A 21,696-nucleotide genomic window follows, 5' to 3' on the forward strand; every position below is an offset into this window, starting at 1 on the left:
AAAAATGCTAAGGCGTTGATTTTGAACGCATTTTTGTCGAAAAATGGCGGTGTCCTGGTTCTGGACCTCGCTGCGTACCCGGTTTGGCGCTTGCTGCTCCAGGTTGCCCCCCAGCTTAGCAAAAGCACCCGAGCACCCGAGTGAGGCCTGACCCTTCGGTCGCCATACAGGCCATTCAAATATTCTGCGAGCGGATTTTCCTCAGCCGCAACCGGCGACATTTACTTTGGTAATGATGTCGCGCTGATCTGTGAGCACCAAGATATCGCAGACATACTCGACGATCTTCTCTTGCTCGTAATGGCCGGTAGGCCGGTAGTTGTCTTGGTAAACCGGTGATGATGCGATGCCCTTGCCGCCTTGAGTCATTCCGATAATCTGCCTGCCGGTGTATTCGGTTCCGGTCTGCACAAAGTTCATTCCCGGACCCACGCGTACCTTTGTGCGATCCCAGTTATAGAACCCTCCGCTGCCATAAGAAGATGGGCCGAGCTTTCTGGAAGGCAACCCAAACACTTTGTAGGCGGCAGAAACGGGTTTCCCCACCATGGCGTCGGCTCGTTGCCTGATCTCATTGGGTTTGCTTTGCTCGAGGGGCGCGCATGCTGTGAGCAGCAGCAGTCCTGCTGACGCGCCAATACTCGCCAAAGCCCTGCTGCCAAGAAGACGAGAAGTCATAGCGATTCGCTGAAGAAGAAGTGGAAGATGGAGGTCAACTGCTGACCCAAATTAGCCGCTGCCCCCGGCCAGCATCTCAGAAAAGTATCACCCATTCGCCACGTATGTACCGGTATTGGTAGCTGGGTCCCGAAAAGGTCGTGCTTCGGCTGTAGCCAGCACCAAAACGAAAGACCTGCGACCCTCTGACGGGGCTTTGCAGGCTGAAGTCCAGCAATCTCGTTGGCTGGCTTAGATCGTGATTGATGGTCTCGTTGCCAAGCCCCGCCGTCACAGCGGCGGTCCATCCCTGGAAGCGGTGCCGCCAGCTCACCGCAAGCATCGACTCGCTGTAGTTCTTCGGATTGAAATAGGCCCTGTCGACGTCCTCGTGAGTGCTCCGGTACGTTCGGTAGCGCGCTTGCAGCGTCAGCCCCAGGTCGAGCGAGGGTTGATAGATCAGCCGCAGGCGGCCGTGGTCGCGCCGGTTGCCGTCGGAGAAGTATTGCTGCGCCACCAGACCTACCAGCGTCACGTGGCTTCCAAGACCTTGATCGACAGCGACCCCGACAAATGAAAAATCGATTCCGCGGTCCAGGGACTTCGGCGTTTCCACCCAGTCGCGCGTGACGAGAAACTCCACGGCCGTACTTTTTGTTGGCGATATGCGGTAGCCGCCGTCGAGTGTCAGCAGCGTATGGCCTCCCTGCTGAAACAGGCCGGCCTCCATTGCCCCTCCATCGCCGGTTCTGGTTTCGATCGACCGGGCCAGAAACGAGATCTTCTTGCCGTTCCTTCGCCAGCTGTCCTGCCTGTATTGGTAGTCGCCGAGCCGGAATCCAAGGTAGCGGTCGGCGTTTTCAAAAGCGGGAAAAAACTCGACCGACACGCGTCGGGATTGAAAGTTGTCGCTGTCGCTGGTCAGGAAGAATTCCGTGCCAAACGCCATGCCGGATTTTTCTTCCTTGCTTTTTTCTTCTTCCGCCCGGCAGGGAGCAGCCAGCACCATGACTCCCGCAAAAACGGCGGCAAGATACGCCAGCGTCTCCGTCATTTCGTTCCCCAGGCTTTGGGCTTTCTGAACAGCTCGTCCAAATAGCCCAGGACACTGGCGGGTTGCAGCAGCAGGCTGTACAGCAACACGTAGACGAAGAAGCCCTGAATGTTTTTTCGCACAACCAGGCCGGTTTTTTTGAACATCCGGCGCTCGATCGAGAACATCAGAAAGCTCAATGCAAACGCGGCCGGTATCAGCGCGAGAGTCATCGGCCCCACGATCCAGTAGTAGCCGAAGAGCGCAAATATGATCCCCGGGATGAATCCGATGGTGAATGCCAGGTCCAGCCACGGAAACAGCAGGTTCCAGTGAACGAAAAATGTCGACAGCCGGAATTTGAGGAGGATTCCGGGGTGCTTGATAAATGCTTCCGTCATGCCGCGCGCCCAACGCTGACGCTGCTTGACCAGTTGCCTGAGGGTGCTGGGCACGTTGGTGAACAGGCAGGCGTCCTCGCAATGTCCGACCCGATAGCCGGCCTTCAACAGGGCCCACGTGAGCACGATGTCTTCCCCTACGCATTCGGGCCATCCGCCAACCTCGATCAGCGCCGACCGGTCATAGACAGAAAATGCCCCTTGCGCAACCAAGGTGCCCTGGAACAGCGACTGGACCCGCTTGATCGAAGAAATGCCATGGAAATAGTCCCACTCCTGGCAGCGGGTGATCCAATTCTGTCGCGAGTTTCGGACCAGAATTTTTCCCGCCACGGCCCGCGTATTGGGCGGGTCAGCTCGATAACGCTCAACAATGCTGGTGAGCGCCCCCCGGTACAGGAAAGAGTCGGCATCGACCGTGACGACCAAATCGTGCAGAACTTCCTTGAACCCGATGTTCAGGGCGCGGGCTTTGCCGCCGTTCTGTTTCAGGTCGATGAAGGTCAGCCATGAGTACCGCTCCCGGGCACGCTCGACAACAAGAGCCGTGCTGTCCGCGGACCCGTCGTTGATCACGATGACCTGCAATTCGCCGGGATAGTTCTGCCGGTCAATGCTGACCAGCGTTTCATCGATGGAAGCTTCCTCGTTATACGCGGCGATCAAGATGGACAACGGCGGATAAACGACCAGCGGGCGATGCGGCGGCCTCCTGTCCAGAATGAGGCTCAGAGCCAGGAACGCATTCATGAAACCTGGAATGATGGCGATGCCATACACCAGGAAAATAGCAAAAGCAGTCCCGACATATTTTTCGAGGTCGGCCAGCCAGGGCCTCGCAGCCCATATTGAAAAACCCATCCAGGCGCTGGCCCCGATCAGTGCGATGAAAAATTTAGCTGACACCGACAGGTAGAACGCTGAACGCTGCGCTTTTTGGCCGTCTTCTTTCATATCGCCCTCGAGAGTTCTGAGAATGTAAACCTCGATCCAGGCCCCGAACAGTCTGTTTACACTTTCGATGTGCGTTGGCAACTGTGATAGGGGCTATCCGGTCCGGCCGGCTCGGTCGGGTCGTCCGCGACCTGTTGAAAGCGCCTGACTGCCGTTGCTATCATCGAAAAATGCAGCCAGGAACGACCGTACCCGGGAAAGCAGCCAAGTGCGGCTCAAGCTGAGAACGAAGACAGCACTGCTGATCACCTCGCTCGTGCTCGCCCTGGTGGGCGCAACGGGCTGGTGGCAATACCGAAGCCTCTCGCGCGAGTACGTCGACCTGATGCGCGAGCAGCAGCAGGCCTTGACCGAGAGCGCCGCGGCCGATCTGGACTACAAGTTGGGCGTTCACTTGGCCGCCTTGGCGCGCGCCGCGCGGGAGCTCGGCGCGGCCGGCTTCGCGGATCCCGCGGCGCAGCAACGCTTCCTAGCGGACCGGGACCTGCGCGCGATGTTCGACAACGCCGCGCTGGCGACGCTGGACGGCGCCATCGTTGCCATCAACCCGCCGGCGGGCCAACCCCCGAACGTTGCCGACCGCGACTACTTCAAGCGCGTGCGCGACCTGCGCCAGCCCGTCATCTCCGCGCCGCTGCTCACCAAAGGCACCCGGCAGCCCGCTGTGGTCATGGCCGTCCCCGTCGAAGGACCGGACGGCCGGCTCGCCGCCGTGCTGGGGGCGTCGCTGAACCTGCAGCGCGCCAACGTGCTCGGCGATCTGAGCCGGGCCACCCTCGGCCGGGGTGGCTACTACGTGATCGTCACGCGCGGCGAGTCGCCGCAGGTCGTCATGCACCCCGATGCGAACTTGCTGCTCAAACCCGCGAGCGCTGCCATCGCGGCGTTCGCCCACGGCACCGCGAACGACCTGGCAACCCATGCCACCGTACGCAGCGCCGACTGGGATCTGCGCCTGATCGTGCCGGCCGGCATCGCCTACGCGCCACTGGAGCAGGCCAGGCGAAACCTCTTGCTGCAGTTGCTCTGGCTGGGCCTGGGATGTGCACTCCTGGTCTGGCTGGGTACTTCCTGGTTCATGCGCCCCCTGGAAGCGCTGAGCAACGCGATCCGCACCCTTCGCCGTTCGCCGGACAGCCAGGTCAAGCTCGATGTCGTGGCCAACGACGAGCGCGGCGACCTGGCGCGCGAGTTCGACGCTCTGATGACCGATCTGCGCGAGCAGCGCCTCGAGACGGCGGCGGTGACCGATGCATCGCCCGTAGGCCTGTTCCGTTGCGACACCAACGGCCGCGCAACCTACGTGAACGACGAGTACCTGGCGATTCACGGCCTCGAGCGCAAGGACGCGGCGGAGGGATGGCTCACGCTCGTGCGCGAGGAGATCCGGGAAAAGGTTCGTCAGGAATGGATCCGCCTCGTCAATGCGCCCGAGCCGCTGAACGTCACGCGCCGGCTTCACCGCAGGGACGGAACCCAGGTGCTGGTGGCATTGCGAAGCCGGCCGGTGCTTGCCGGAGGCCGCGTGCTCGGCCACGTGGGAACCGTGACGGACATCACCGAGCGCACCCGGGCCGAGCGGGCCCTTCGCACGCTCACGGCCATCTTCGACATGACGACCGACTACATCATCCAGAACGATGCGAAGGGGCAGCTCATCTACATGAATCCGGCCGCGCGCCGCCGCACGGGTGTGGACCTCGATGCCCCGATAGAGACGCTGAAAGTGTCCGACTTCAATCCGCCGCAAACGCTGGAACGGTTCAGGTCGGAGGTGGTGCCGACCGCGGTCGCCACCGGCGTCTGGGTGGGCGAGTCGCTGGTGTGGGACACCCAGCGGCAGGAGTTCCCGGTCAGCCACATGGTGATTGCACACCGCGACAAGCACGGCAAGCTGGAATACTTCTCAGGGCTGATGCGCGACATCTCCGCGGCCAAGGCCGCGGAGCAGGCACTGCGCGCGAGCGAACAGCGCCTGCGCATGGTGACCGACCATCTGCCGGCGCTGATCTCCTATCTCGACCGGGATCTGCGCTTCCGCTTCGTCAACAAGGCCTACCAGGATTGGTTCGGCGTCGAGCCCGAACGGCTGCTCGGGCGGAGCCTGCACGAGTTCTACGGCGACGAGGCCTGGGCGCAGATGGAGCCGCATATCCGCGCGGCGCTGGCCGGACGCCAGGTCACCTACGAGCGGAGGGTGGTGGGGCCGGGTGGGCGTCGCGACATCCAGGCCACGCTGGTTCCGGAGCGCAACGAGCAGGGCGAGGTGATGGGCCTCTACACCCTGGACAGCGACATCACCGCCCATCACGAGGCTGAGGAAGCCCTTCAGGAAAGCGAGGCCCGCCTGCGCACGGTGGCCGATGCGCTGCCGATGCGCGTGGCCTACATCGATGCGGACGAACGCTATCGGTTCAACAACCTGGCCTACGAGCGCGAATTCGGGCTCTCCCGCGACCAGATCCAGGGACACACCGTGCAGGAGCTTCTGGGCGACCCTGCCTACGAGAACGTGAAGCCGCACATACGCGCCGCGTTGGCCGGCGAGGCCGTCACCTTCCAGAGCGAAAACAGCCAGAGCGACAGCTACAACTGCTACGAGGCTCAATACATTCCCCAGCCCGCGGCCAACACCGAAGCCATCGTCGGCTTCCATGCCGTGATCACCGACATCACGCGCCAGAAGCTCGAAGAGAAGCGCCTGGTGAACCTGGCGCAGATCGATCCGCTCACGGGCCTTGCCAATCGCGCGGGTTTCGAAGCGCGCCTGGGCGAGGCGATGGACCGCAGCCGGAGCGCCAGTGCGCTGATGGCGCTGATGTACCTGGACATCGACGGGTTCAAGCAGATCAACGATCAGTTCGGGCACCAGGCGGGCGACGAGCTGCTGCGGGGTTTCTCAAGCAGGTTGTCGCAGGGCCTGCGTTCCAGCGACGTCCGCGCGCGCTTGGGCGGCGACGAGTTCACGGTGATCATGGAAGGCCTGCCCAATGCCGACGTCGCGGTCTCCGCAGCCACAAAGCTCGTCATGGACATGCAGGTGCCGTTCGTCATGGAGCAGCAAACGATCCACATCACTGCGAGCATTGGCTTGGCGTTCTATCAGGGCGGAGCCGCAACGGCCGCCGCGCTGGTGAAGCAGGCGGACGAGATGCTCTACCAGGCCAAGAGGTCAGGGCGCAACAACGTCCAGGCGGCACCTCTGCCGATTGGCGGTGATCGGCCGTAGTCTCCAGTTCGGAATTCGACCTCCGCTCGCACGCGCAGGCCGGAAATGGCCCGCACAACATTCATCGAAGTTCGCCTGAGCCTTACCGGCCCTTCACATTTCGGCCTCAGTATGGGAACTCCTGAATACAACGACTCGAAGGAGTTGCAATGAAGAAGTTTTCTCTCGCATTCGGTGCTGCCGTCATGCTCTCGTTGGCCGCTCTCAGTGCTCCCGCACAAGCGCAGCCGCACCATGGAGACCATGGTTATCGCCCGCACGTGGTCGTCGTTCCGCCGCCCCCGCCGCGCCACGTCACGCGGCATCACTATGACCACCGCCACGACCGCCGTGCCGACTATCGCCATGGCCGCCGCGCGGAGTACCGTCACGCGCGCCGGGACAGCGACCGCGACGGCGTGCCCGACCGTTACGACCGTCGCCCCCACAATCCGTACCGGCGCTGAGCGCGGGAGTCTTCCTCCTGCACACGTTGTTGCCACACTCCGGCCGGCTGTGCCGCCGCCCCGGATGTTGCACGAGCGTGTAGAAAATGTCCTGCATCAATCGTGGAATGCGGCTGGCAAGGTGCGGTTTTCCGGCGGTGAAACTGCCGTCTCCAACAACCTGGAGAGCCCGATGCCGGACGATATGGAGATCCGTGTTCCGCAGAACGACGAGCAAATCGACATCACCGACCTGAAAGAGGTCGACTACTGGACCCGGTGGTTCGGCGTCAGTGAAGCCCGGCTGCGAATGGCGGTTGCATCCGCGGGCACGATCAAGGACGACCTGCGGGTCTACCTTGGCCTTCCCTGAAAACGAAGGTGTGCGGGGCCCGGCGCCTGGCCGCACCCCCTGATGGCTGAATCCCGGGTTGCCATCTACGGCGCCATCGGCGCCAACGTGGCCATTGCCTCGACCAAGTTCGCCGTGGCCGGCATCACCGGCAGTTCGGCCATGTTGTCGGAAGGCATCCACTCGGCGGTCGACACCTTCAACGGTGTGCTGCTGCTGGTGGGAATCCGGCTGAGCCAGAGGCCCGCGACGGCCGAGCACCCGTTCGGCCACGGCAAGGAACTGTACTTCTGGAGCCTGATCGTCGCGGTGCTCATCTTCGGGCTGGGCGGTGGCGTGTCTTTCTACGAAGGTATCCAGCACATCCGCAACCCGGAGCCGATGCGCGACCCGACCTGGAACTACGTCGTACTGGCCCTGGCCGCGCTGTTCGAAGGCACCAGCTTTTTCATCGCGCTGCGGCAATTCAAGGCCCAGGCGCGAGGTGTGCCTTTCTGGCAGGCGCTCGGGCAAAGCAAGGACCCAACCACCTATACCGTGCTGGCCGAAGACTCCGCAGCCCTGGTGGGACTGGCGGTGGCGGCGCTTGGCATCTATTCGAGCCACCGCTTCGATATGCCGGTGCTCGACGGCGCGGCTTCGGTGGTGATCGGGCTGCTGCTGGCCGGCGTCGCGGTGCTGCTGATCAGCCAGGCGCGCGGGCTTCTCATCGGCGAAGGCATTCGTCCCGAGACCGCGCGGGCCATCCGGAGCCTGGCCATGGAGCAGCCCAGCGTCAGCGATGTCGGCCGCGTGCTGTCGATGTACATCGGCCCCGACGAGGTGCTGGCCATCGTCGACGTGAACTTCAAGGAGGGCACGGCCACCGGCGATGCGGCCGACGCCATTTCGGCCATCGAGCAAAAGGTGCGCGCACGCTTTCCCCTGATCAGGCGGATCTTCATCGAGGCGAGCGAGGCGCCGGTGGAAGCGGGTTTGCGCGGCTGAGGACGCATCGCGCGGCATTCTTGTTTCTTTGCGCCAGACCGGTGGGTCGTCGGCTTTGGCTGACCCTTGCTGCCGCCTTTGCCTGAACGCTCCGGCGCGGCGCTTGCGCCACTGTCGAAGCTCATTCAGGAGATTGCCGCATGAACACGCCAACACCGCCATCGGCGCCGCGCCGGAAGCGCTCCCCCGACGAACCCGAGATCACCCAGGAAGAATCCGTGCCCACCGACGGCACCGACACCGAGGGGGAAGAAATGATGAAGAAGGTCGAGAACAGGAAGCTCGAAGACCCGGGTGAAGCCGAGCACAAGACGCCTGGAAAGTCCTGAGCGGCGGGAGCTTTGTCTTCTCCCGAAAAAAGGCGCCGCCCTACAACTGCGGCTTTGCCTGGTCGCTAAAAATCCTCCCGCGGGCATCGACGGCCCGGCCTGCGCAGTTGCTTCGGCGAGGGCAGGCCGCAAACGGAGAACAGGGCAGAAATCGGCAGAAGGACCATCTGTCCACACGATGGAGGAAGAAATGAAACTCGAAGGCACGACAGGGTGGGCCGTCCAGGAAAGCCTGATGAAGGTCGGCGTCCCCGGCCTCGACGATGTTCTTGGAGGCGGCCTCACGGCCAATCGTCTTTACCTGGTGGAAGGCACGCCGGGCGCGGGCAAGACCACCATCGCGCTTCAATTCCTGATCGAAGGGGCCAAGCGCGGCGAATCGGTGCTGTACGTCACCCTGTCGGAAACGGCGAATGAGCTCAAGGGTGTCGCAAATTCCCACGGATGGGACTTGAGCGGCATCGAGGTGCGCGAAATGCTTCCGTCGGAAGCTGCACTGGAGCCCGACGAGCAGTACACGATGTTCCATCCGTCCGAGGTCGAGCTGAGCGAAACGACCTTGAGGATCCTGTCGGACGTCGATGTGATCAAGCCGTCGCGGGTCGTGTTCGATTCGCTCTCCGAGCTGCGCCTGCTGGCCGGCAGCTCCCTTCGCTACAGGCGGCAGATCCTGGCGCTCAAGCAGTTCTTCGCGGGCCGCCAGTGCACCGTGCTGCTGCTTGACGACATGACGGCCATGAAGCACGACCTTCAGGTGCAAAGCATTGCCCACGCCGTGCTGCGGCTCGAACAGATCAGCTCCGACTACGGCGCCTCGCGGCGCCGGCTGGTCGTCAGCAAATACCGTGGCCAGCAGTTTCGCGGCGGCTATCACGACTACCGCATCGAGCGCGGCGGCTTGCGCGTGTTTCCCCGCCTGGTGGCGGCCGAGCATTCGGCGGCGCTCACGCAGGTGAGAATTCCCAGCGGCATCGAGTCGCTCGACGCCTTGCTGGGCGGCGGCATCGAGCGGGGAACGAGCACGCTGTTCGTCGGCGCGCCGGGCACCGGCAAGTCGACGGTGGCCGTCCAGTTCGCTCTTGCCGCCGCGCAGCGCGGCGAGTGCGCGGCGCTCTTCATCTTCGACGAGAGCATTCACACTTTGCGCACGCGCTGCGAAAGCATGGGAATGGATCTAGGGGGGCACATCGAGGCCGGCCGCATCAAGGTGCGGCAGGTCGACCCCGCCGAGTTGTCGCCCGGCGAGTTCGTGCACCTGATCCGGCTGGCGGTGGTGGAGTCCGGTGCGGCGGTTGTGGTGATCGACAGCCTGAACGGCTATCTCAACGCCATGCCCGACGAGCGGTTTTTGATTGCGCAGCTTCACGAGCTGCTTTCCTACCTCGGGCAAGCGGGCGTTGCCACGCTGCTGGTGGGCGCGCAGCACGGCCTCATCGGCATGCAGATGCAGACGCCCGTGGATGCGAGCTACCTGGCCGATGCCGTGGTGCTGCTGCGCTATTTCGAACTCGATGGCGAGGTGCGCCAGGCCATCTCGGTGCTGAAGAAGCGCGGCGGCGCGCACGAGCGGACCATCCGCGATTTCTCCATGACCGCCACGGGCCTCAAGGTCGGCGAGCCGCTGCGTAACTTCAGAGGCATCCTGACGGGCATTCCGATTCCCGTCGACGGCGTGCGGCCCGCATCGTGAGCGCTGCGCCGGCACCCCTCGAACAGCGCATCCTGTTGCGAACCGCGACGTCCAGGGACGCCCACATGGCCAACGCCGTTCTGGCACGCGCAAGGATCACCACGCACTCCTGCGCGAACCTGTCCGAGCTCGTCCGGGGGCTGCAGGAGGGCGCGGGCGCGATCATGCTGGCGGAAGAGGTGCTGGCCGATCCGGCCGCGGCCGCGCTGACCGAAGTGCTGGGTTCGCAGCCGCCCTGGTCCGACGTGCCGGTGCTCATTCTTGCCCGCCAGGGCGCGGACTCGCGCGTCATTGCCGAGGCGATGGACAAGCTTGCGAACGTCACCGTCATCGAACGGCCCATGCGGGTGGCTTCGCTGATCAGCACGGTTCGCACGGCGCTGCGCGCACGCAACCGGCAGTACCAGTTGCGCGGCTTGCTCGACGGGCTGCGCGAATCCGATCAGCGCAAGACCGAGTTCCTTGCGACGCTGGCGCACGAGCTGCGCAATCCGCTCGCGCCGATGAGCACCGCGCTCACCTTGCTGATGCGAAAGCAGCACGACGCTGCGGAGGCCATGCGCTACTACGAGCTCATGGGCCGGCAGATCGAACACATGGTGCGGCTCGTGAACGACCTGATGGAGGTCTCGCGCATCACGCGCGGCAAGATCGAGCTGCGCATGGAAGCCGTCGCGCTCGAATCGGTCATCAAGGACGCCATCGAACTGAGCCGGCCCTTGCTGGAAGGCTCCAGGCACAACCTGAACGTGGAACTGTGCAGCGAACCTCTGGTGGTGCGAGGCGACGGCGTTCGCCTGACGCAGGTTTTTTCCAACCTGCTCAACAACGCCGCCAAGTACACGGCCCGCGGCGGCCAGATCAGGATCGTTCTGCGCAAGGAGGGCCGCCAGGCCGTGGTCGAAGTCTGGGACAACGGCACCGGTATTGCGCCGGAAATGCTGAAGTCGATTTTCGAGATGTTCGTTCAGGTCAGCGGCACCTCCAAGGCGGCGCAAGGCGGGCTCGGCATCGGGCTTACCTTGGTGAAGAGCCTGGTCGAGCTGCACGGCGGCAGCGTCGAGGCAATCAGCGCAGGGCTTGGCCAGGGCGCAATGTTCTGCGTGCGATTGCCGCTCACCCGTGCCGATGCGGGTGTGCCGAAGACGCAGATGCCGGCCGTTGGCGGTTGGCCGGCGTCGTTGCCGAACACGGTCCTGATCGTGGACGACAACCGGGATGCAGCCGACGCACTGAGCGATCTGCTGCAATCGCTCGGGGCCTCGACCCATGTGGCCTACGGCGGCGATGCCGCGCTGCGCCTGGTTGCCGAAGGCCTGGTGCCCGGGCTTGCGATTCTTGACATCGGAATGCCTGGCATGGACGGTTGCGAACTGGCGATCAAGTTGCGCGCGAACCCCGCGCTTGCGGGATTGATCCTCGTCGCATTGACGGGCTGGGGACAGCAGGGCGACAAGGAACGCATCGCGATGGCCGGGTTCGACCACCACCTGCTCAAGCCGCTCGACCTTGCGGCGCTCATTTCGGTTCTGTAGCAGCGCCGCCATGAGCAACGACGCGACCACTCTTTCAACGCCAGGCCCTTCCGGGCCCAGGCCATCGCTCTGGCGGCGCTGCCGCAGGTGGGTGTTGCCGCTGCTGGGGCTTGCGGTGCTGGGGCTGTTGCTGTCGCATGCGCACAAGGTCGACTGGGCGGGCGCGTGGCATGCGCTGCAGCGCTACCCCGCGATGTTGCTGCTCGGTGGGCTGGCGCTCGCAACCGCGAGCCACGCGCTCTACGGGTGCTTCGACCTGATCGGCAGGCGGCACACGCGCCACCGGGTGCCGCGCTGGCGCACCTGGGCCATCGCGGTCACGAGCTATGCCTTCAACCTCAACCTGGGCTCGCTGGTGGGCGGCGTTGCGCTGCGCGCGCGCCTGTATGCGCGCGCCGGGCTGGACGAAGCCACCGTGGCGCAGATTGTCGGAATCAGCCTGGCGACCAACTGGCTCGGCTACGGGCTCCTCGCGGGCGGCCTGTTCGCGGCCGGTGCCATCACACCGCCGCGCCAGGCGGGCATCGGGGCGGACGCACTTCGCGCCCTTGGCGTGGCGATGATCCTGCTGGCCGTCGCCTATGTGGTGGCCTGCGCGTTCTCGCGCGGGCGGCAATGGCAGGTGAGGGGGCGCCGGCTGAAGCTTCCTTCGGCGCAACTCGCGCTCGTTCAGCTCACGCTCTCCGCGGCCAACTGGGCATTGATGGGTTGCATCATGTACCTGCTGCTGGGCCGGCAGGTACCGTACGCGACCACGCTGGGCGTTCTGCTCGCCGCTTCCATCGTCGGCGTGATCACGCCGATTCCGGCCGGGCTGGGCGTGCTGGAAGCCGTGTACCTGGCGCTGCTCTCGGGCACCGTGCGCCAGGGAGCATTGATGGGGGCCGTGCTGGCGTTTCGCGCGCTCTACTACCTGCTGCCGCTGGGCGGCGGCATCGTGCTTTACCTGCTGCTCGAACGCTACGCGGAAAGCCGTCCTCAGGGCGCGGGGAGCGACACGCCATGGCGCGCGCAAACCCGCTGAAGCGCTACAAGGAGAAGCGCAACTTCGGCCTCACCCCCGAGCCGGAGGAAGGCGGCGCATCCGCGCCCGGCACGCTGCAGTTCGTGGTGCAGAAGCACTGGGCGAGCCGCCTGCACTACGACTTTCGCATCGAGCTCGACGGCGCGATGAAGAGCTGGGCGGTGCCCAAGGGCCCGAGCTACGACACGCATGACAAGCGCATGGCCGTGCACGTCGAAGACCACCCCGTCTCCTACAACCAGTTCGAGGGCGTGATTCCGCCCAGGCAGTACGGCGCGGGCAAGGTGATCATCTGGGACAAGGGCACCTGGGCGCCCATCGGCGACGCGCGCAAGGGCTACAAGGCGGGGCACCTCAAGTTCGAGCTGCACGGCTACAAGCTGCGCGGCAAATGGGCGCTGGTGCGCATGCACGGCAACAAGGACGGCAAGCAGGACGCGTGGCTCCTCATCAAGGAGCACGACGACTACGCCCGCCCGGCCGCCGAGTTCAGCGTGGTCGACCAGTTTCCCGACAGCGTGGCGGAGATGCCGATGCCCACGCTGGCTGCCGCGGCCCCTGCGCTTGCAGGTGCATCTTCGCCTGCAGCGGCGCCTTCGCGGGCAAAGCGCGGCAAGGCACCTGCCGGCGACATGCCCGCCGATGCCGTGAAGGCCGCCATGCCCGCCAAGCTTTCACCGCTGCTTGCGACGCTGGTCGATGGCCCGCCGCCCGACCCCGGGAATTGGTTCTACGAAATCAAGTTCGACGGCTACCGCCTGCTCGCCCGCATCGACGCAAAAAAAGACGTGCAGCTCATCACGCGCAACGGTCACGACTGGAGCGGCCGCATGCCGCAGCTGGTGCGCGCCATCAAGGGCATGAAGCTCAAGCCGGGTTGGCTCGATGGAGAGATCGTCGTTCTCAACGAAGCCGGAGGCACCGACTTCCAGGCCTTGCAGAATGCCTTCGACAGGGAGAAGACCAGCAACATCGTCTACTTTCTTTTCGACCTGCCGTACTACGGCGGCTTCGATCTCACCGGCGTGCCGCTGGTCGAGCGCCGGGCCTTGCTGCAAACGCTGCTTGCCAAGGCGCCGCCTGAAATCCGCTTCAGCGAAATCTTCGACGCGCCGCCTGAAGACATCGTGGCTTCGGCCTGCAAGATCGGGCTCGAGGGCGTCATTGGAAAGCGCAAGAGCAGCACCTATTCGTCGCGGCGCTCGCCCGACTGGATCAAGCTCAAGTGCTCGCGGCGGCAGGAGTTCGTCATCGGCGGCTATACCGATCCGAAGGGCTCGCGCGTGGGCATCGGTGCATTGCTGATCGGTGTGCACGACGAGAAGGGCGATCTCATTTACGCCGGCGCGGTGGGCGCGGGCTTCAACGGCCGCACGCTCGGCGAGATGCTCGAACGGCTGAAGCCGCTCGGCATCGACGAGCGTCCGTTCAGGAACCCCACCGAGAACGACCGCCGCGCGCACTGGGTCAAGCCGGTGCTGCTGGCCGAAGTCACTTTTTCGGAGTGGACGAAAGACGGCCATGTGCGGCACCCGGTGTTCCATAGCGTTCGCACCGACAAGCCGGCCAAGGCCATCATCCGCGAGAAGCCGGTCCACCAGGCAAAGGCTACGCGCGAACCCGACGCCGAGCCGGAGCCTGCTGCCACGATGCCCGCCAACTTCAAGGTCTCGCATGCCGACCGCGTGGTCGATCCGACCACCGGCATCACGAAGGTCGAGGTGGTGCGCTTCTACGGCCTTGTCGCGCCGCTGATGATGGAGCACCTGAAGGGCCGGCCGGTGTCTTTCGTGCGCGCGCCACAGGGCATCAAGGGGCAGCTGTTTTTTCAGAAGCATCTCGAACCCGGCCAGATGGCCGGCGTGCGGCAGCTCGATCCGGCGCTGTGGCCGGAGCATCCCGAACTGATCGAGGTGGCCAACCCGCTGGGGCTGCTGAGTGCGGCGCAGATGAACGTCATCGAATTCCATACCTGGAACGGCGTGAAGACGCTCATCGGCAAGCCCGACCGCATGACCTTCGACCTCGACCCGGGCGAGGGCGTCGGCTGGCCCATGGTGCTGCAGGCGGCGGAACTGATGCGCGTGGTTCTCGACGAGCTCGGCCTGCCGCCTTTCTGCAAGACCAGCGGCGGCAAGGGGCTGCACGTGGTCGTGCCGCTGAAGCGGCAGTACGACTGGGACACCGTCAAGGATTTTTCGCAGGCCATCGTGCGCCACATGGCCCGCACCGTGCCGCAGATGTTCGTTGCCAAGAGCGGGCCCGGCAACCGCGTCGGCCGCATCTTCATCGACTACCTGCGCAACGGGTTCGGGGCCACCACGGTGTGCGCCTGGTCGGCGCGCGCTCGTCCGGGCATGGGGGTGTCGGTGCCGGTGGAGTGGCCGGAGGTTCCAGCGCTCACGAGCGGCGCGCAGTGGACCTTGAGGAACATCCATGCCCGGCTCGACCGCGGCAACGACCCGTGGGCCGGCTATGCAAAGGCCGCCGTGAGTCCGGGTACCGCGATGAAGCGGCTGGGGTTCGAGGCCGGGAAGCTCAGAGCTCGATGAAGGCTGAAGTGGCCTTGTTCAGCGCCAGCTTGCCCTTGGTGGTAATCGATTCCACCTGCGCGAGTTGACGTATGGCACGGTCGTCCGGCGCGCGGCCGGACGGCGGAATGAAAGCAGTCACCAGCTCGGCCGCACGCAGCACGCGCACCCTGTCGATATCTGCTGGCGTGTGGACGACGTATGGCAATTTCTGTTCGGCGATGACTCGAAGAAACTCCATGGACATGGCCGTCTCCTTGTCTAGATGGCGGTGCAAACATTCTGCGGAAAAATTCACATTCGTGCCTAATCCCTGCACTGCACATGACTTTTCGGTGTGTACCGAAGTGTTCTTTTTTTGCCGAAGCTTGAAACGAAGGTGCCGGTTTTGTCGAGGCCGAAACGGCTTACCTTGCGACGCGGGTCGGTGCCGGAGCCCGGTCTGCCGGAAGAATTTGCCAAAGCGCCGGGTCCATGCCGTTGAAGGCCGCCCTGTAGCGCTCGGCACGGTTGTCTTCACCGGTTACGTCGCGTATCGCGATGCTGTCGATGCGCTCGGGGTGGGTGCGCGCCACCTGCGCATAGATTTCCGGATCGCTCTCGCCCGAATCGCCGACCAGCATGAACCGCCGGTGCGGAAAATCGGACAGCAGCCGCTCGATGACGCCGAGCTTGTGCGCGCGTGAATCCTGGTCGCCGGGAATCAGCGTGCGCCAGCTCGTGCTCTCGCGCAGGTGCATGCTGCCCGTGGGAAAGCCCGCATCGCGAACGAAATCCGCGAGCGGGGGATACAGCTGCATCGGGCTGGCCGACAGATAGTGAAAGCGCGTGCCCGGCGTTTGCGCCAATGCGCGGTAATAAGCCGCCATGCCGGGTGCCGCCTCGAAGCGCCGCGCAAAAGTGTTCAGCAGCATCTCGCGCCGGTCGCGTACCTGCGTGCGCTTGATGGTGTCGTCGATGTCCGAGATGATCGACAGGCCCTGCGCAGGAACGATCAATGCCTCGCCCTTGAAGCGATGCAGCAGCTCGCCGGGTCCGGTCACCGCGCGAAACTTCAGCCATTCGTCCGAGGGCGATGTCCTGGGGGCGTCGATCACGATCCGCATGTTCATGCGGCCGTCGGCTCCCGAAGGCGGCGAGGTCGCGCGCGCGGGGCTGCCCTCGAAGTCGATGTCGAACACCTTGCCTTCTTCCGATTCGGCATGGAACAGCGACGTGCGCTGGTTGAAGCGCAAGCGCGCCGCGGGCGAGAGCTTGTTCAGGCTCAGGCCGAGGTAGCGTGCGAATGCGGCGTTCAGGCCCCAGCGCCGCTCGGGCTCGTAGACCCAGGCGTGAATGTCGACTTCGAGCCGGCCGTCGTCCGTGGGGCGCGCCGTGCCCGGCATGAAGAGCGCTTCTTCGTCGGGTTCGAGCCGGTCGGCCGCGTGCAGCGCCCGCATCGGTGCAAGGCCGCAAAAAAGCAATGCGGCGCCGGCCACCAGGGAGCGGCGCCGCAGCGGCGGGGCAATGGCTGCTTGCCGATCGTCGCCGCTCATGTCTTCGCGGATCCCACGCGTTCGTAGGTCACGAAGCTGAAGTTCAGGCCTTCCTTGGCCGAGACGTGCGGTTCGCGCTTTGTTTCGCGCCACTCGGCGGGAGCGAGTTCGGGCGCGTGCGCATCGCCTTCGTAGTCGTGCGCGAGCTCGGTCACGACCGCGTACTGCGCGAGCGGCTCGGCTTCGGCATAGATTTGCGCGCCGCCGATGACCCACACATCGGGCACCTGCGATTCTTCGCAGAGCGACAACGCTTCCTGAAGGCTGCCGACGCGGTGCGCGCCATCGGCTTTCCAGTCGTCCTGCCGCGTGATGACGATGTTCCGCCGGCCCGGCAGCGGCCGGAAACGCGGCGGCAGCGAATCCCAGGTCTTGCGGCCCATGATCACCGGCGCACTGCCTGTCTGCTGCTTGAAGTGAGCCAGGTCTTCGGGCAAGTGCCAGGGCATGGTGCCGTTGGCGCCGATCACGCCGTTGGCGGCGCGGGCGAAGATGAGGTTGATGCGCGGTGTCGTCATGAGGCCGAACAATCCGCTCACACCGCCACGGGCGCCTTGATGGCCTCGTGGTGCTGGTAATCAACCACTTCGAAGTCTTCGTACTGGTAATCGAAGATCGAAGCCGGCTTGCGCTTGATGTTGAGCGTGGGGTATGGGTAGGGCTTGCGGCTCAGCTGCAGCGCCACCTGCTCGGCGTGGTTGCTGTAGATGTGGCAGTCGCCGCCGGTCCAGATGAAATCGCCCACGTCGAGGTCGCACTGCTGCGCCATCATGTGCGTGAGCAGCGCGTAGCTGGCAATGTTGAAGGGCACGCCAAGAAAAATGTCGGCGCTGCGCTGGTAGAGCTGGCAGCTCAGCTTGCCGCGCTCGCCGGGTATCTGCGGCGGCGCCACGTAGAACTGGAAGAAGGCGTGGCAGGGCATGAGCGCCATCTTCGAGAGCTCGGCCACGTTCCATGCGCTCACGATGATGCGGCGCGAATCGGGGTTGGTCTTCAGGGTCTTGATGACTTCGGAGATCTGGTCGATATAGCCGCCGTCCGGCGTGGGCCAGCTGCGCCACTGCACGCCGTACACGGGGCCCAGGTCGCCGTCTTCGCGCGCCCACTCATCCCAGATGGAGACGCCGCGCTCCTTGAGCCAGTTGTTGTTGCTGGAGCCGGTCAAAAACCACAGCAGCTCCTGGATGATGGACTTCAGGTGCACTTTCTTCGTGGTCACCAGTGGAAAGCCTTCGTTCAGGTCGAAGCGCATCTGGTGGCCGAACACGCTCTTGGTGCCCGTGCCGGTGCGGTCGCTCTTGAACACGCCGTGGGTGTCCACGTGGCGCATGAAATCTTCGTACTGGGAGCGGACGGGGCGGGCGGTCGAGGTCATGTTGGGAATTTTACGGGGCGGCGCTAGCATCGGGCGATGACCGGACATGACCACTCCCACGACCACAGCGAACTCGGCGAAATGGACCTGCGTGTGCGCGCACTTGAAAGCGTGCTCACGCAGAAGGGCTACATCGACCCGGCCGCGCTCGATGCGCTGATCGACACCTACCAGACCCGCATCGGGCCGCGCAATGGGGCAAGGGTGGTGGCGCGGGCCTGGGTCGACCCAAACTTCCACGAGTGGCTGATGGCTGACGCCACGGCCGCCATCGCCTCGCTCGGCTACACCGGCCGCCAGGGCGAGCACATGGTGGCGGTAGAGAACACCGGCGAGCAGCACCACATGGTCGTTTGCACCCTGTGCAGCTGCTACCCCTGGCCGGTGCTCGGCCTGCCGCCCACCTGGTACAAGAGCGCGCCGTACCGTTCGCGTGCCGTGAAAGACCCGCGCGGCGTACTGGCCGATTTCGGCACCACGCTGCCCGAGACGACACGCATCCGCGTCTGGGATTCGACCGCCGAAGTGCGCTACCTCGTGATTCCCCAAAGGCCCGCGGGCACCGAAGGATGGAGCGAGGACGAACTCGCCGCCCTGGTTTCGCGCGATTCGATGATCGGCACGCGCCTTGCCGATGCGCCAGCGGCCGCAAGGAGCGCCGCATGAGCTACGTCACGCAGGCCGACCTCGGCGGCCAGCCGGGCTTCGGGCCGGTCACGCCCGAGCCCGAGGGCGAGCTCTTCCATGCCGACTGGGAGCCGCGCGCCCTGGCGCTCACGCTTGCGATGGGCGCAACCGGCTCCTGGAACATCGATGCGAGCCGCGCCATGCGCGAGACGCTGCCGAACTACCGCGACCTGAGCTATTACCAGATATGGCTTGGAGCGCTCGAGCAGTTGATGCTGCAGCGCGGGCAGGTGTTTCCCGACGAGATCGCGACCGGCGAGATGCGCCATCCGGCCGCGCCGGTCGCCCGCGTGCTGCAGGCCGGGAACGTGCCCGCGGTGCTCGCCAAGGGTGCGCCCACCGAGCGTGCCGCGCCGGGCCCCGCCCGCTTTGCCATCGGGCAAGCCGTGCGAATGCACATCGACAAGGCCGACCATCACACGCGGCTACCAAGCTATGTGCAGGGCAAGCGCGGCACCATCGAACATGTTCACGGCGCGCATGTGTTCGCGGATGCGAATGCGCAGGGCCTCGGTGAACAGCCGCAGTGGCTCTACACCGTGGTCTTCAACGAGGCCGAGCTCTGGGGCAATGCGGCGCCGCGCCAGAACCTCTCGGTGTCGGTCGATGCGTGGGAAAGCTACCTGGAGGCTTCCGCATGAAGATCGGCATGAAGATCGACATGCCACCTCTCGCGCTCGCACCCGGCATGCCGCGCGATGCCGACGGCCCGGTGTTCTGCGAGCCGTGGGAAGCACAGGCCTTTGCGATGACGCTCGCGCTGCACGAGCGCGGCCTGTTCAGCTGGGTGGAGTGGGCCGAAGCGCTTGCGGCGCAGATCGCCGCCGCGCAAGCCGCGGGAGACCCCGATGCTGGTGACACCTATTACCGGCATTGGCTTGCCGCGCTCGAAGGCCTGGTGGCCCGCAAGGGCGCGAGCTCGGGCGACGAACTCGCGCGCTACCGCCACGCGTGGGACCACGCGGCCGACCGCACGCCGCACGGCCAGCCGATCGAGCTGCGCCGCGAGGACTTTCCCGCCTAGACGCGGATCACCCGGCCCGGGTTCAGGATGTTCTTCGGGTCGAGCCCGCGCTTGATGGCTCGCATCATCTCCAGCGCCACGGGCGACTTGTGTTTCTCGAGCTTGTCGACCTTGAGCGAGCCCACGCCATGCTCGGCCGAGAACGAGCCGCCGAACTTCTCGACCGCGTCGTACACCAGCGTGTTGATGCGCTCTTCCTCGTTCTTCAAGAAGGCCTTGGTGTCGATGTTCTCGGGTGCCTGCACGTTGTAGTGCAGGTTGCCGTCGCCCAGGTGGCCGAAGTTCACCAGCCGCACGCCGGCAATCTCGCGCGCCAGCAGCGCATCGGTCTCGGCCACGAAGGCCGGAATACTCGACACCGGAATCGAGATGTCGTGCTTGATGTTCAGGCCCTCTTCGGCCTGCGCGAGCGGAATGCTCTCGCGGATGTGCCAGAGCTGGTGCGCCTGCGTGAGGTTCTCTGCCACCACCGCATCGGTCACGCAGCCGTCTTCGAAAGCCGTTTCGAGCAACGCCTCGAAGCGCGAACGCGCATGGTCTTCCGATTCGTTGTCGGAGTTTTCGAGCAGCACGCAGTAAGGCACGGCTTCGTCGCCGATGAAGGGCACGCGCAGTTGCGGCATGTGCTTGTCGACCAGGCTCAATGCAAACTTGCCCATCACTTCGAAGCCCGTGAGGCCCGAGCCCAGGTGCTTGTGCGCCAGGCCCAGCAGCGTGACCGCGTGGTCGAGCGAGGGCACCGCGGCCCAGGCCGTGAGCTGCGCGGCGGGCAGCGGGTAAAGCTTCATGGTCGCTGCGGTGATGATGCCCAGCGTGCCTTCGCTGCCGATCATCAGGTCGCGCAGGTCGTAGCCGGTGTTGTCCTTGCGCAGGCCGCTGGTGCCTTCCCAGATTTCGCCGTGCGGCGTGACCACTTCGAGGCCCAGGCACAGATCGCGCGTGTTGCCGTAGCGAACCACCTGCGTGCCGCCGGCATTGGTTGCAAGGTTGCCGCCGATGGTGCAGCTGCCTTCGGCGGCAAGGCTCAGCGGGAACAGGAAGCCCTGTTTCTCCGCCGTTTCCTGCAGCGTCTGGAGGATGCAGCCGGCTTCCACCGTCATCGTGAGATTGGCGGCATCGACGGTACGGATGGCGTTCAGCCGCTGCAGGCTCAGCACCACCTGCGTGCCGCTGTCGTCGGGAATGGAGCCCACTGCCAGCCCGGTGTTGCCGCCCTGCGGCACGATGGCCGTGCCGGCCGCGGCGCAGGCCTTGACCACGTCGGCCACCTGCTGCGTATTGGCGGGCCGCACCACGGCCAGCGACTTTCCGCGTGCACGCTTGCGCCAGTCTTGCTCGTAGGCGGTGAGGTCGCCTTCGTTCAGCACGTGCTGTGCGCCGACGATGGCGCGCAGTTGATCGATGAGGGAAGCAGCGGAAGAAGAAGTCGTCATTGGCGTCATTGGGTGGAAGCCTCCAGTAGGCGGGCAGCCTTGGCATTGCGCAGGCGCAGCCGCACGTGCCACGCGCAGGCCGCAAAAAGCATGAGGCACAACAGCACCTCGACCAGCGCGAGCACTTGCCCCACGCCGTTGGTGTCGCTCCATGCGCGCACCACGCCCTCGGTGAAATAGAGCCAGATCATCAGGCTGACCCAGCGGTAGGTGTACATGCGGTTCTTGTAGAGCCCCGCGAGCGGAATGACAAGCGGCAGCACCTTGAGCGCCAGCAGCGAACCACCGGGCCGCAGCGGTGCGAGCCAGAGTTCCCAGGCCAGGCCGAGCACGATCAAGCCGACAAGGCTGCCCACGGCAAGCCATCGGGTGGCACGGACGGAAGAAGAGGCTTGCGGTGTGATGGTTTTCATAGGCGGAACACCGCGGAACCGGCTTCGCCAGGCCGGCTCTTGCAAGGGGACGCGAGGGGCGGCACGGCGACACGAAGTGCGC

21 protein-coding genes are annotated in these 21,696 nt (G+C 64.8%); 12 read left to right on the plus strand and 9 right to left on the minus strand.

Translation table 11 applies throughout. The annotated features are described in order from the left end of the window. Positions 1-201 precede the first annotated feature (201 nt). The 3 genes from ABIC94_RS22635 to ABIC94_RS22645 form a co-directional block, all read right to left on the minus strand. Positions 202-678, minus strand: a complete 477-nt coding sequence (locus ABIC94_RS22635) for a hypothetical protein (RefSeq protein ID WP_354375221.1) — start codon at positions 676-678, stop codon at positions 202-204. 76 nt (positions 679-754) lie between these two features. Beyond that, on the minus strand, positions 755-1,711 hold the full coding sequence (locus ABIC94_RS22640; RefSeq protein ID WP_354375222.1) for a hypothetical protein: 957 nt from the start codon (positions 1,709-1,711) through the stop codon (positions 755-757). Beyond that, positions 1,708-3,045, minus strand: coding sequence for a glycosyltransferase (locus ABIC94_RS22645; RefSeq protein WP_354375223.1), 1,338 nt, complete (start codon positions 3,043-3,045; stop codon positions 1,708-1,710). Before ABIC94_RS22645 ends, ABIC94_RS22640 begins: the two co-directional genes overlap by 4 nt. A gap of 208 nt (positions 3,046-3,253) precedes the next feature. Here ABIC94_RS22645 and ABIC94_RS22650 point away from each other — a divergent pair, with 208 nt between their 5' ends. From ABIC94_RS22650 to ligD, 9 genes are all read left to right on the plus strand, one after another. Beyond that, a complete protein-coding gene (locus ABIC94_RS22650) occupies positions 3,254-6,274 on the plus strand; it encodes a PAS domain-containing protein (RefSeq protein WP_354375224.1) in 3,021 nt (1,006 codons plus the stop codon). A 149-nt stretch (positions 6,275-6,423) separates the two neighbouring features. Next, entirely contained in the window at positions 6,424-6,720 is a 297-nt protein-coding gene (locus ABIC94_RS22655) for a hypothetical protein (protein WP_354375225.1), read from the plus strand. Positions 6,721-6,784: 64 nt separating this feature from the next. Continuing rightward, positions 6,785-7,072 (plus strand): DUF3606 domain-containing protein, encoded by a 288-nt coding sequence (locus ABIC94_RS22660; RefSeq protein WP_354375226.1) that lies wholly within the window; start codon positions 6,785-6,787, stop codon positions 7,070-7,072. A 42-nt stretch (positions 7,073-7,114) separates the two neighbouring features. Then, positions 7,115-8,038, plus strand: a complete 924-nt coding sequence (locus tag ABIC94_RS22665) for a cation diffusion facilitator family transporter (RefSeq protein WP_354375227.1) — start codon at positions 7,115-7,117, stop codon at positions 8,036-8,038. A gap of 140 nt (positions 8,039-8,178) precedes the next feature. Continuing rightward, complete coding sequence (locus tag ABIC94_RS22670; protein ID WP_354375228.1) at positions 8,179-8,367, plus strand: hypothetical protein; 189 nt, start codon at positions 8,179-8,181, stop codon at positions 8,365-8,367. A gap of 190 nt (positions 8,368-8,557) precedes the next feature. Next, a complete protein-coding gene (locus ABIC94_RS22675; RefSeq protein WP_354375229.1) occupies positions 8,558-10,057 on the plus strand; it encodes an ATPase domain-containing protein in 1,500 nt (499 codons plus the stop codon). A 65-nt stretch (positions 10,058-10,122) separates the two neighbouring features. Then, positions 10,123-11,592, plus strand: a complete 1,470-nt coding sequence (locus tag ABIC94_RS22680) for a hybrid sensor histidine kinase/response regulator (RefSeq protein WP_354375230.1) — start codon at positions 10,123-10,125, stop codon at positions 11,590-11,592. 10 nt (positions 11,593-11,602) lie between these two features. Further along, positions 11,603-12,616 carry a lysylphosphatidylglycerol synthase transmembrane domain-containing protein gene (locus ABIC94_RS22685; protein WP_354375231.1) on the plus strand — a complete coding sequence of 338 codons (1,014 nt, stop codon included), beginning with the start codon at positions 11,603-11,605 and terminating at the stop codon, positions 12,614-12,616. Further along, entirely contained in the window at positions 12,595-15,168 is a 2,574-nt protein-coding gene (gene ligD / locus ABIC94_RS22690; protein WP_354375232.1) for a DNA ligase D, read from the plus strand. The genes ABIC94_RS22685 and ligD overlap by 22 nt, the downstream gene beginning before the upstream one ends. On the opposite strand, the gene ABIC94_RS22695 is transcribed toward ligD, so the two are convergent. From ABIC94_RS22695 to ABIC94_RS22710, 4 genes are all read right to left on the minus strand, one after another. Further along, a complete protein-coding gene (locus tag ABIC94_RS22695; protein WP_354375233.1) occupies positions 15,155-15,394 on the minus strand; it encodes a hypothetical protein in 240 nt (79 codons plus the stop codon). The two genes, ligD and ABIC94_RS22695, sit on opposite strands and share 14 nt — an antisense overlap. Before the next feature lie 160 nt (positions 15,395-15,554). Beyond that, positions 15,555-16,682 (minus strand): phosphatidate phosphatase App1 family protein, encoded by a 1,128-nt coding sequence (locus tag ABIC94_RS22700; RefSeq protein WP_354375234.1) that lies wholly within the window; start codon positions 16,680-16,682, stop codon positions 15,555-15,557. After that, the gene (locus ABIC94_RS22705) at positions 16,679-17,200 is read right to left on the minus strand and encodes a dihydrofolate reductase (RefSeq protein WP_354375235.1); all 522 of its coding nucleotides are present in this window, start codon (positions 17,198-17,200) and stop codon (positions 16,679-16,681) included. Before ABIC94_RS22705 ends, ABIC94_RS22700 begins: the two co-directional genes overlap by 4 nt. 17 nt (positions 17,201-17,217) lie before the next feature. Beyond that, on the minus strand, positions 17,218-18,057 hold the full coding sequence (locus tag ABIC94_RS22710) for a thymidylate synthase (protein WP_354375236.1): 840 nt from the start codon (positions 18,055-18,057) through the stop codon (positions 17,218-17,220). Positions 18,058-18,093: 36 nt separating this feature from the next. Between ABIC94_RS22710 and nthA the strand changes: the two genes are divergently transcribed. The 3 genes from nthA to ABIC94_RS22725 are packed head-to-tail and all read left to right on the plus strand — an operon-like array spanning position 18,094 to position 19,768. Further along, positions 18,094-18,723 (plus strand): nitrile hydratase subunit alpha, encoded by a 630-nt coding sequence (gene nthA / locus ABIC94_RS22715; RefSeq protein WP_354375237.1) that lies wholly within the window; start codon positions 18,094-18,096, stop codon positions 18,721-18,723. Next, positions 18,720-19,385 carry a nitrile hydratase subunit beta gene (gene nthB, locus ABIC94_RS22720; protein ID WP_354375238.1) on the plus strand — a complete coding sequence of 222 codons (666 nt, stop codon included), beginning with the start codon at positions 18,720-18,722 and terminating at the stop codon, positions 19,383-19,385. The genes nthA and nthB overlap by 4 nt, the downstream gene beginning before the upstream one ends. Positions 19,386-19,393: 8 nt before the next feature. Then, positions 19,394-19,768, plus strand: coding sequence for a nitrile hydratase accessory protein (locus ABIC94_RS22725; protein WP_354375251.1), 375 nt, complete (start codon positions 19,394-19,396; stop codon positions 19,766-19,768). On the opposite strand, the gene ABIC94_RS22730 is transcribed toward ABIC94_RS22725, so the two are convergent. Beyond that, positions 19,765-21,201: an FAD-binding oxidoreductase gene (locus tag ABIC94_RS22730; RefSeq protein ID WP_354375239.1), complete on the minus strand. Its 1,437-nt coding sequence runs from the start codon at positions 21,199-21,201 to the stop codon at positions 19,765-19,767. The two genes, ABIC94_RS22725 and ABIC94_RS22730, sit on opposite strands and share 4 nt — an antisense overlap. 5 nt (positions 21,202-21,206) lie before the next feature. Continuing rightward, a complete protein-coding gene (locus ABIC94_RS22735; RefSeq protein ID WP_354375240.1) occupies positions 21,207-21,614 on the minus strand; it encodes a DUF2069 domain-containing protein in 408 nt (135 codons plus the stop codon). Positions 21,615-21,696 lie beyond the last annotated feature (82 nt).

It is taken from the genome of Variovorax paradoxus, from assembly GCF_040544635.1.
Lineage (GTDB): Bacteria > Pseudomonadota > Gammaproteobacteria > Burkholderiales > Burkholderiaceae_C > Variovorax > Variovorax paradoxus_R.